The organism is Campylobacter sp. RM9333 (assembly GCF_020137705.1).
Lineage (GTDB): Bacteria > Campylobacterota > Campylobacteria > Campylobacterales > Campylobacteraceae > Campylobacter_E.
On sequence record NZ_JACGAY010000006.1, the window covers coordinates 31,076 to 41,997 of the forward strand.

A 10,922-nucleotide genomic window follows, 5' to 3' on the forward strand; every position below is an offset into this window, starting at 1 on the left:
AAATAGTTGCTAACCCGAATACTTAAAATTTAAAACAAATCAAATTAAATTCCAAATCCAAAAAATATCAAAAATAATAATTTATACCTATTTTAAATATTTCGTTTTTGTGAAAATATTTTTGAAATTCAGCAAAAATCGCAGTGTTTTTATAAATCTTAAAATGAGTTTTGATACTTAAAATATCTTCTAATAAGCCGTGCTTATAAAAATTCTTATGATAACTTAAACTAAGCTTATTTGCTTTATAAGATAGGCTTGTAATTATTTGATTATTAAAGCTCAAACCATCTTTATAAGCTCTAAAACCACTTAAAAATGATAATAAAAAATACTCATTAACAAAACTAATCCCACCTAAAAGCTCCATATTTGCTAATTTATCATCTAATACATCATCATAAGCTAATTTAAACAAAAAACTTGGCTTATGATTTATATAGTTAAAATCACTTAAACTTGCAAGTCTTAGCAAGATTAGCTCATCTAATTTAGGCTTTTTATCATAATTAATAGTAGTGCTTAAAAATTCTATTCCAATACCTTTATCAAAACCCAAATCATCTTCATAAATATCGTGCAAGGCTGGTCTAATTGATAATAAAGCTTTCTTTTTTGTATCATAAGCAAATGATATTTTGCTAGGATAATTAGCCTTAATTATGCTTTCCTTTGGAGTTTTTAAAGGAAGCTTTGCTATTTTGCTTTGAGATAAATTACTAGATATTTTATGAGTTATTTTTTTGTATTCATCTACGCTAAGCTCATTTTTACTAGCATAATACTGACTAAGCTCGTTCGCTAAAGCTAAAATAGAATAATCATAATTTGGCTCAATTTTACCTAAAGCTATATTTTTTGCTAGATTTATATCATCAAAACTCAAATCTTTTGCTTGATTTAAAATGGTATTTAACTTTGATGCTCTATAACGATAATCGCTAATTAGATTAATATCGTTGATTTTTTGTATAGTATTGCTTGGGATTACGCTATAAATAAATTTATTTCTTAATTTAATATCAGGATTTGCATTCTCAAGTAACCACAAAATATTATAAGAGCAATTTTTATCAAAAAACAAATAAACCGAACTACTATCCTTAATCTCCCATAAATGTAAAATCAGTCTATTTACTTCTTCTTCATTTAATTTTAAATCATACTCGTAAAGGTCTCTATTTTCGCTATCTTTGTATGTTTTTAACATATCATAATAAGGCTTTAAAGAATACTTGCCAATGTATCCGCCAAACAAACCTTTAAAGGCAAACATTAAGCCATTTTCATCTTTTTCATCAACATCGGCAGCATAATTAATAGCGTAAGATAAAAGCCTTGAATTGTAATTAGAATTAATTAGCAAAAATGTATGCCCAAACATTGAAGCTGGGGAATTTAAATAAGCAGCTGGAAAAACTATGCTAATTGATTTAGGGCTAATATATTCTAAGAAATTATTCAAATCAGAACAATTTAAATCCTGATTTTTAGTAAGTTTTAGAGATTTTTCTATGTATTTTGCCCTTAAAGGAAACTTGCAAATAAAGTGCAAATTATCATTATCATTGCTAAAAGTTATAGCAGAATCTTTTTGATTTAACTCTTCTTTTTTGCCTAAATATATTTCTTTTTTTAGAAAATACATATATAAATTAAGCTCAAATTCTGATTTTAAATTCCTTTGATTTGAATAAAAAAATTCTTTATTAATTATCTCGCTTTTATTATTTGTAAAGTGAAGGAGATTTTTCCATTCTATTGTGTTAAAAACTTGTTTTTGATTAGCTTGTTGAATAATTTCTAAAAACTCATCTTTAGAAATACTTAATTTAGAAAAATCAAGATTTAATAATTCATTATCTTGTGCCTTTGCAAAAATACAAAAGCACAATAAAAATAAAAACTTTTTCAATTATAAAGCAGAAGCTCTATCTAAAACTTGAGCACCTACAACATTGCTTGAATTGTAAATAGCTAAGTAATTTGCTCTTAAATTAGCTTTAAATAAATCAGCGTCTTTTACTTCTAAAAGTTCAGCTAAAGTATCTAAATGCTCGCCCATTCCTAAAGCAGCTTCATTTGATAAGGCGTCAAGATTTGCATTTACGAAATTAATTGCTTTTTCATTATGAACTAATCTTGTTTCTTGGCAATTTAGTGTTCCTGTAGTAATACCAAAAGTTTGATTACCTGAAGTTCCGTTTGTAGTAGCTTGTAAAGCATACATAATTGCTGAATCAGGGTTTTTAATAATTATAGTTCCAAGTCCGCAACCTGTTTGAGTATTTGCACCTGCAAATAAAGAAGTGCTAATCGCACCAACAACTACCAATGAAGAAAGTAATTTTCTCATTATAACTCCTTTTAAAGTATTAAAAAAACAAATTATAAAACTATATATTAACAATGAGTATGAATGGTGCGCCCGAAGGAATTCGAATCCCTGACCTTTTGAACCGCAATCAAATGCTCTATCCAGCTGAGCTACGAGCGCATAAAATAAGTTTTTGAAATAAAGTGGCGGACAGAGAGGGATTTGAACCCTCGAGCCCCGATTAAGAGCTGCACCCTTAGCAGGGGTGTGGTTTCAGCCACTCACCCATCTGTCCAATAAGTAAAACGCATATTATATATTTTAAAAATTAGATTTAGCTTAAATTATTCCAAAAGTTGTAATTTTTCATCACATAAATTTTTCCAATCACCACTTTTGCATTCTTTTAAAGTTTCTTTTGCTTTTTCAAATTCTTTATTTTTAATTAGCATACTAGCTTCTAAATATTTTGCATTGCTGTATTCTTCTTCGCTTAATTTTAATTTATATAAATCTATAAATATTTCTTTAGCTTCTTTTATATTATTTTTATTAATTAAAGCATTTAAAGTAATTAACTCTATCTTAGGACTATATAAATTAATACCTAAATAATTTTGTATATTAATTGCTTTTTTACCATAAGTAATAGCTGAAATATCAAGATTATTGTTTTTAAAGTAATTTAAAAATTCGTCATAAACCTCAACTAATCTTAATCCATTGCCGTATTTTTCAAGCTGTTTTAATGAAAAAATAGCATCATTGTATTTGTTTTGCTTAATTAATGATAGTGATAAATAATAATATATCTCAAAATATTCTGGTTTTTTAATATTAAATCGTTTATTTAAAATAGATTTGATTATATTTTCTACATCTTTATACTGCTTATTTAAATATAAAAGTTTTGCTTGTTTGATTTTATAAAACACCAAATCTTCATTTTCAAACTTAATTGCAAAATCTAAAGCTAATTTATTTTCTTTTTTTCTTTCTAAACACTCTAAATATTTCATTTTATTAATGACTTTTTCATCACTTATAAAATTATTATTTTTTATGTATCCTAAAACTTCATCGCAATCATCATCATCTAATGCAATATTTAATAAATTAATCAAGCTACTATCATATAAAGAAATTAGCTCTTCATTTTCACTATCTTTTATTTTCTTTTCTAGTTTTAAAATCTTTTCATAATCTTTTTCTTTATACAATAATTTAACTTCTTCATAAAGAGCTCTTTTTGATATGTTATTATCATATTTAGCCATTAAAAAATTATAATATTCGTGCAATTTAAAGCTATCTTGTTCATCTTTTTCAAAATATAAACTATCAATAGTCTCATCAATAATATTCATATATTCGCCATTAGGAAATAGCTTTTTATATTCATTTAAATATTCATCAGCCTTTTTATAATCATTATTTTTAGCTAAAGAAACCCCTAAATTTTTTAACACTCTTTCATAATAAGGGTCTAATTTATTTGAATTTTTAAATAAAAACTCATAAATAGGAGCACTAATGTCATACATTTTTTCCTTGAAAAAATCATCAGCTAAACCTAAGGTCTTATCCTTATCTTCTAATAAATATTGCTCATTTGCATTAAAGACTTTTAATACAAATTCCTTAGCTTCCTTTGCTTTATTATGACTAATATTGATTTTTGCTAAAGATATTGCAGCTTTACTAGCCAAAATCGCATCATCTGAACTAAATAAAATATTATTATAAATAATAGTAGCAGCATCTCTTTTGCCGTGAGATAGTAAAAAATCAGCATAGTTTAAACTTGCTAATTTTGTATAATAAGAATTTGGATGCTCGTTATTTAAAATATCTATAAAATATTCAGCATCACTTCTTTGTTCTAATTTTAAATAAGTTTTTACCATCATTTGCAATATTTCAGTGTAATTCTCATCACTTGGAAAAACCCTTACATAATCTTTTGCACTTGAAATAATTTCTTCGCTTAAAGTGGTATTTTCATTTAGCAAATTAAACATAGCTCTAATTCTATACAAGTAAAACTCGCTTATAAAAATACTATTTTTATATTTTTCTAAAGACATATTGCATAAATCTAATAGCTCTTTATATTGCTTATTATCGTAATATTTTTTAATACTCAAATAAGAATTAATATCACTATTATCGCTAATATTTACAGGATTTTGGTCTAAATCAAGCCCTTCTATAAAAGGAGTTTGCAAATCAGGAAAAATCACATCAAAATCAAGTCCATTAGGACTTAACACTCCTTGAGTATATGGAAAAAATATAAAAGTAAAATTTTTAGAAACTTTTTTGCTAGATGCAAAAACCACATTAGTATCATATAATTTTTGCTCGCTATCAACAATACTAACATTTGTTTTAGGGTAAATATATATATCTAAAGTATCTTTTGAATTTTTAAATTCTAATTTGAATAAAGTTAAATCTTGATTTGATAATAACCTTGATTTACCCTTCACACTACATTTAAAATAAAGTTTTAAATTCTCATCTTGTAATTTATCACAAGTTATATCAGTATTGTTTTTAATATGTAAAACTGATATATTTTTATTTATTTCCTTGCCAGAGTTTATATATAGTTCAAAAGAATATAAATAAACGCAAAAGCAAAGAAATAATATTTTTTTCATTATTTAATATAATCTAATCCAACGCTTGCAACAAAAGAAGCAATAACTGCTAAAATTAAAACTATTTTTTGAGCGTTATTAAAATATAAAAATCCTATTTCTTTATCTGCAAAAATTGCTTTTATAAATCTTAAATAAGCAAATAGCATAATAATTGAGCTAAGTGCCATACAAATTGCTGCATAAATATTAACATTTAAAGCTATATTAATTACACCAACCTTAGCAAAAAATACGCCAAATGGTGGCAATGCTGCAAGATTTAACAACAATACAACAATACAAATTCCTAATAAAGGATATTTCTTAAACACCCCTTTTAAATTCTCATAATTTGTGTCTTTAAACGCACCTAAAAACATAAATAATGCGATATTTACAAATGCAAATGTTAAAAAATAATATAAAAACATTTGACTTGATAAATGAAAAAATGCAAGGGTTGCATAAGCAAAAGATGAATGCGAAACAGAGCTATATACTAACATTGATTTTGCATTATCTTGCTTTAATGACATAACACTAGCAAAAAGCATAGAAGCACAAGCAATAATTAAAATAATCTCACTTACATTGAAGAAATTTTCAAATGAAATCATAAATCTATATGCAAATACCATCATAGCTATTTTTGGAACTATTGAAATAAATCCAGCTAAACTTGAATCAGCCTTTAAATACACATCTTTAAGCCACATATGAAGTGGTGCTACTGATAATTTAAATAATATTGTAATTCCTATCATAACAAAGGCTAAAATACTAGCCGTGCTAATTGTAGCTAATGAGTTTAGTTCTAAACTTGCACTATCAAAATAATACATTGCAGAACCCATAGCAAAAAATGCTGAACCTAACATTCCGTAATTAAAGTATTTAATAGCACCTTCAATTGCTTTTTTCTTAAACGCTATTAAGCTATAAAGTGCTAAAGAAGAGCCTTCAAGAGTTATAAAAGCTACTATTAAATTATTAGTGCTTACCATAAAATTTAAACAAGCTATCATCATTAAAAATAATGCAAAAAACTCACCTTCATCAGCTCTTTTATTAGCAAGTAGAAAATAAATAGCTGATAGATTGATTAATATACTTGAATATTTTGCTAAATTATCAAATATAAATAAATCAAAAAAACTCTCATCATAAGGGCAATTAAATTGGCAAATAATAGCAATTATTAAAGCCACAATACTAAGCCCTTTTAAAGCTCTTAAATCAAATTTATAAAATAAATTAGCAACCAATATAAAACAAGCAAAAACTATCAAAGCAAGTTCAGGTAAAATAAGTAATACATTTAAATCAAGTTGCATTCTATCTCCTTATACCGCAAAGTTGATATAATCTAAAATTATATTAGGATTTACTCCAAATACAATTATAATCAAAGCTATGAAAGATAAAATTATTATCTTAGATAAACTAACCTTTATGTCTTTAGCTTCATTTTCTTTACTTAAAAAGCTATTTCTAAACATATTGAGCATATAAACAGCTCCAAGTATCACAACTAAAGTAGCAAAAACTCCAGCCATCTTACTAGCTGCAAATACTCCATAAAGAACCAAAAACTCACCTGCAAAGCTTATAGTAAGTGGTAAAGAAATTGATGAAAATAATAAAACTCCAAAAATAAATGTCAAATAAGGCATATGTTTAGCTAAGCCCTTTAACTCACTTAGATTATAAGTTTTGTAATTATCTTTTAAAATTTCAGCGTAAAAAAACATTGCCCCACTTACAATAGCATGAGCTACCATATAAACAACAGCTCCACTTAAAGCAATTGGATGCATAGAAAAAATACCTAAACAAATAATTCCTAAGTGTGATATTGAACTCATTGCACTTAATTCTTTGTAATTTTTCGCATTGCTTGCTAGAAGTGCTGCATAAATTGCTGAAATTATACATAATGTATAAATTATCCCACTAAATTCATTAATACTAACAGCAAATAAAGGAAGGCAAAACTTAATCATTCCAAAAGGCGCCATTTTAAAACTTGCAAGCATTACAGAAACAAAATTAGGTGCTTTTGAATAAGTTTTAATAGCCCAACTATGAAATGGAAAAATAGGAGCTTTTATAGCAAATGCTAGGAAAAATCCTATAAATAATAAAGTATTTTCAATAGGACTTAAATTTGTAGTTGAGAAATAACTAATGTCAAAATTTAAAATCGCATCATTAACTCTTGCATTATAAGCTAAATAAATCATAGCAAGTAGCATAAAAATTGAGCCTAAAAATGCAAATACAAAAAATGACCTAGCTAGTTTTGCTTCATTGTTTTTAACCATTAAATATAAAAGTGGAAATAATGAAACTTCCCAAAAAATATAAAATAATAAAGCATCATTTGCTAAAAATAAACCATTCATACAAGCACTTAAAATCATAGCACTTATTAAAAAGTCTTTTGTTTGTTTAGAAAAAAAGCACATTGACAAAAATAGCATAAGATTTGCCACAAAAGCTAAAGTAAATGCTATCTCATCAGCTTTTAAATTAATCCCAAAATTAAAAGCTTTTATTAAAGTATAGTTAAATGTATGAATTTCATCAATTATCACATAATAATTAAGACATAAAATTATAAAAGAAAATAAAATTCCGCTAATTTTAGAAGCCTTATCATTTATAAAATATGCACTAACCCCAAAAATTAAAGGTAAAAATATCAATAAACTAAGCATATATCACCACCATTGTTAAAAGTAAAAACACACAAAATGCACAAATAAACACAATGTGAAGAGTTAAGTTATTGTTTTTGTTCTCACAAGAAACAAGACTTAAAAGCTTTTTAGGACATTCAAAAATAAATGAATATAGACCTTCTTCAAATCCTGTTAATACTTTAGCTAAACATTTATAAGGTTGTATGAAAATAATCTCATATAATTTAGGTATGTAATATTCATTTTCTAAAAGCTTTTTATATTTACAATTGCAAGTTTCTTTTGCACCATTTTTATAAACTACTATAGCTAAAACAATTCCTACTATAGCAACCACTAAAGAAATAGCAATTAATACATAATTATGGTGTAATTCTTGCATAGGAATTCTAATAAATTCAAAGAATTTACTATCCCAAAAACCTGCAATAATTGCTAATATTGCTAAAGGTAACATTGCAATTAGTGCTATAGGTTTTGCTTCGTGTGGATGGATTGTGTGATTTTTTGGAGCAAAAAATACCATCATTAATAGTCTAAAACTATAAAACGCTGTTAAAAACGCTGTAAATAATAAAACAGAATATAAGCCAAAATGCTCTGTTACAAATGCAAAATCTAAAATCTTATCTTTTGAGAAAAATCCTGCGAATGGATAAATACCACTTAAAGCTAAACTTGCAATTATCATTAAAACTGCTGTAACTTTCATAGGTTTATATAATTTACCCATTTTATAAATGTTTAATTCATCGTGCATTGCGTGCATAATATTTCCAGCACCTAAGAATAATAATGCTTTAAAAAATGCGTGAGTTACTAAATGAAATAATGCTATTTTATAAGCTCCTAAACCACAAGCTACGAACATATATCCAAGTTGAGAAAGTGTAGAAAATGCCACAATTCTTTTTAAATCTTTTGCAGCAATTGCCATTGAAGCAGCAAATAAAGCTACAAAAGCACCTAAACAAGCTATGAAATAACTTACATTTGGAACTTGCGAAAATAAATCGTGAGAGCGAATTACCAAATAAACACCAGCAGTTACCATCGTAGCAGCGTGGATTAATGCTGAAACTGGTGTTGGACCTGCCATCGCATTTGCTAGCCAAGTATGGAATGGAAATTGAGCTGATTTACCCATAGCACCAACAAATAATAAAGCAGCAATTAAAGTTAATAAATTAGGATTTAACATTTCGTGAAAGCTTAATATAGCAAATACTTCTTTATAACTTAAAGTTCCGAAATTAAAATATATTAAAAATATTCCTAAAAGCATTGCAAAATCGCTTATTCTATTCATAATAAAAGCTTCATTTGCTGCTAATGAGAATTTTTCATTTTGATACCAAAAGCCGATTAATAACCAAGAGCATAGACCAACGCCTTCCCATCCAACAAATAATAATAAGAAATTATCACTCATTACTAAAATTAACATACAAAATACGAACAAGCCTAAAAATGCAAAGAATTTATTAAAGCCTTCATCGTGTTCCATATAATAAATACTATAAAAATGCACACAAGTAGCAACTAATGTTACAACGCACATCATAGTAAGGCTAACAGAATCTATTAAAAAGCCGAAATTAACATTTAAAATTCCTATCCAATGACCCAAACTAATATACAAATTCTTATCTGCTAAATAATATAAAGATATAAAAGCAAAAATACAAGCTAAAAGCATTAAATAAGAACAAAAATAACCTATTACTTTATTTTTTGGAGAAAAAGAATAAATTCCTGCAAAAATTGCACTTAATAATGGTAAAAATAAAACACATAATAAACTCATTTGCACTCTCCAAAATCTAGACTTTTATCGCGTCTATATTTAATCACACAAAAGCTAAGCCCAATAGCTACTTCGCAAGCTGCTATTGCCATAATAAAAATAGCAAAAACTTGCCCATCTAAAGCATTGTGCATTTTTGAAATTGCTACAAAAGCTAAATTTGCAGCATTTAACATTATTTCAGTAGATATAAAAAACATTATTAAATTCTGTCTTTTTAATACTCCTACTAAACCAATCAAAAACAATACAATTGATAATAATAAATAATTCATTGTTCTTCCTTTATCTTCTTTGCTACTAGCACGATAGCTGCTATTATTACCATTAGTAAAACCACTGCAACTATCTCAAAAGCTAAAAGGTATTTTGTAAATAAAATAATCCCTAAACTACGAGTATTTTCAAGCTCTTCACTAACCAATAAACTTGATTGAGATAAATTTAACTTAAATCCTAAAGTCATAATTATCATAAGAACACTCGCTAAAATACTTAAACTAAAAAAAGTTTTTTTATGTTTTAGCTTTTCTTTTAATTCTTTGCTTAAATCAAAAAACATCATAGCAAAACTATAAAGCCCTAAAACAGCACCACTATATACTATAATTTGAGCAGCACCCAAAAACTCTGCTCCTAATAAAAAATAATGAGCGCTTAAAAATACCATTCCGCAAGCAAGAGAGCTAAGAGAATATAAAATATTTTTAGAACTTACCGCAATTATAAAAAATCCCGCAACTAAAGCAGCGAAAATATAAAATATAATTAACTCAAACATCTTTTGCCTCTTTATTTGTTTTATCTTCTTTTGTATCGCTAGAATTTGAAATTGAAGCTTCACTTTCTCTTGCTTTCATTACATCATAATAATTTGGTGTAACCTTTACAAAATCATCAGCATCAGCTCTTAAACTTCCAGCACCTTCAAATTCAACTTGATTAATTAGATTATCAATTGGAGTTAATATATCTTTTTTATGTGCAAAATATGACCTTTGCTCTGCTGCATTTTCATATTCAACACCATGCACAATAGCAAGTTCAGGACAAACCTCAGCACAAAATCCACAATAAATACAACGACCAAGATTAATAGAATAATTACTTACTAATTTTCTACCATCATCGCCTAATTTTGTCTCCATTCTAATACAATTTGAAATACAAATTTTTTCACACAACCCACAACCAATACAGCGTTCATTTTCGCTTTCAATAAATCTTTGCAATCTATGCACAGCACGATAACGATTATCTAATTTGATTTTTTCCATTGGATATTTAATAGTTGCTGAATTACCCCTTTTTAAGGTTTCATTAATTATAAATGCTAAACCGCTGATTAAATCAGTATTTAAACATCTTTTAACACTTCTTATAAATTTTTCATAAGGAGTAAGAATTAATTTTCTTTTTTCATCTACTACATAATATTTTTTCAT

The 10,922-nt window shown here is 26.5% G+C and carries 9 protein-coding genes and 2 tRNA genes; all 11 read right to left on the bottom strand.

Annotated features, from left to right (window positions below; genetic code table 11):
- Positions 1–67: 67 nt before the first annotated feature.
- Positions 68–1,915: an Lnb N-terminal periplasmic domain-containing protein gene (locus tag AVBRAN9333_RS03690; protein ID WP_336609446.1), complete on the bottom strand. Its 1,848-nt coding sequence runs from the start codon at positions 1,913–1,915 to the stop codon at positions 68–70.
- On the bottom strand, positions 1,916–2,356 hold the full coding sequence (locus tag AVBRAN9333_RS03695) for a DUF3015 family protein (RefSeq protein WP_214119749.1): 441 nt from the start codon (positions 2,354–2,356) through the stop codon (positions 1,916–1,918).
- A 64-nt stretch (positions 2,357–2,420) separates the two neighbouring features.
- Positions 2,421–2,497, bottom strand: a tRNA-Arg gene (locus tag AVBRAN9333_RS03700).
- Between the two features lie 24 nt (positions 2,498–2,521).
- Positions 2,522–2,612, bottom strand: a tRNA-Ser gene (locus tag AVBRAN9333_RS03705).
- 49 nt (positions 2,613–2,661) lie between these two features.
- On the bottom strand, positions 2,662–4,983 hold the full coding sequence (locus tag AVBRAN9333_RS03710; protein ID WP_239803320.1) for a tetratricopeptide repeat protein: 2,322 nt from the start codon (positions 4,981–4,983) through the stop codon (positions 2,662–2,664).
- Positions 4,983–6,299 carry an NADH-quinone oxidoreductase subunit N gene (locus AVBRAN9333_RS03715; RefSeq protein WP_336609447.1) on the bottom strand — a complete coding sequence of 439 codons (1,317 nt, stop codon included), beginning with the start codon at positions 6,297–6,299 and terminating at the stop codon, positions 4,983–4,985. Before AVBRAN9333_RS03715 ends, AVBRAN9333_RS03710 begins: the two co-directional genes overlap by 1 nt.
- 9 nt (positions 6,300–6,308) lie before the next feature.
- Positions 6,309–7,685 carry a complex I subunit 4 family protein gene (locus AVBRAN9333_RS03720; RefSeq protein ID WP_214117474.1) on the bottom strand — a complete coding sequence of 459 codons (1,377 nt, stop codon included), beginning with the start codon at positions 7,683–7,685 and terminating at the stop codon, positions 6,309–6,311.
- Complete coding sequence (gene nuoL, locus AVBRAN9333_RS03725; RefSeq protein ID WP_442862226.1) at positions 7,678–9,483, bottom strand: NADH-quinone oxidoreductase subunit L; 1,806 nt, start codon at positions 9,481–9,483, stop codon at positions 7,678–7,680. Before nuoL ends, AVBRAN9333_RS03720 begins: the two co-directional genes overlap by 8 nt.
- Positions 9,474–9,752, bottom strand: a complete 279-nt coding sequence (gene nuoK / locus AVBRAN9333_RS03730) for an NADH-quinone oxidoreductase subunit NuoK (RefSeq protein WP_214117476.1) — start codon at positions 9,750–9,752, stop codon at positions 9,474–9,476. Before nuoK ends, nuoL begins: the two co-directional genes overlap by 10 nt.
- On the bottom strand, positions 9,749–10,258 hold the full coding sequence (locus tag AVBRAN9333_RS03735; protein WP_214117477.1) for an NADH-quinone oxidoreductase subunit J: 510 nt from the start codon (positions 10,256–10,258) through the stop codon (positions 9,749–9,751). The genes nuoK and AVBRAN9333_RS03735 overlap by 4 nt, the downstream gene beginning before the upstream one ends.
- A complete protein-coding gene (gene nuoI, locus AVBRAN9333_RS03740) occupies positions 10,251–10,922 on the bottom strand; it encodes an NADH-quinone oxidoreductase subunit NuoI (protein ID WP_214117478.1) in 672 nt (223 codons plus the stop codon). Before nuoI ends, AVBRAN9333_RS03735 begins: the two co-directional genes overlap by 8 nt.

What these genes read in the sequence shown, in the direction of transcription:
- AVBRAN9333_RS03720 (WP_214117474.1), bottom strand. Translation starts at nt 7,685, where the DNA reads ATGCTTAGTTTATTGATATTTTTACCTTTAATTTTTGGGGTTAGTGCA.
- nuoI (WP_214117478.1), bottom strand. Translation starts at nt 10,922, where the DNA reads ATGAAAAAATATTATGTAGTAGATGAAAAAAGAAAATTAATTCTTACT.
- AVBRAN9333_RS03710 (WP_239803320.1), bottom strand. Translation starts at nt 4,983, where the DNA reads ATGAAAAAAATATTATTTCTTTGCTTTTGCGTTTATTTATATTCTTTT.
- nuoK (WP_214117476.1), bottom strand. Translation starts at nt 9,752, where the DNA reads ATGAATTATTTATTATTATCAATTGTATTGTTTTTGATTGGTTTAGTA.
- AVBRAN9333_RS03735 (WP_214117477.1), bottom strand. Translation starts at nt 10,258, where the DNA reads ATGTTTGAGTTAATTATATTTTATATTTTCGCTGCTTTAGTTGCGGGA.
- AVBRAN9333_RS03715 (WP_336609447.1), bottom strand. Translation starts at nt 6,299, where the DNA reads ATGCAACTTGATTTAAATGTATTACTTATTTTACCTGAACTTGCTTTG.
- AVBRAN9333_RS03695 (WP_214119749.1), bottom strand. Translation starts at nt 2,356, where the DNA reads ATGAGAAAATTACTTTCTTCATTGGTAGTTGTTGGTGCGATTAGCACT.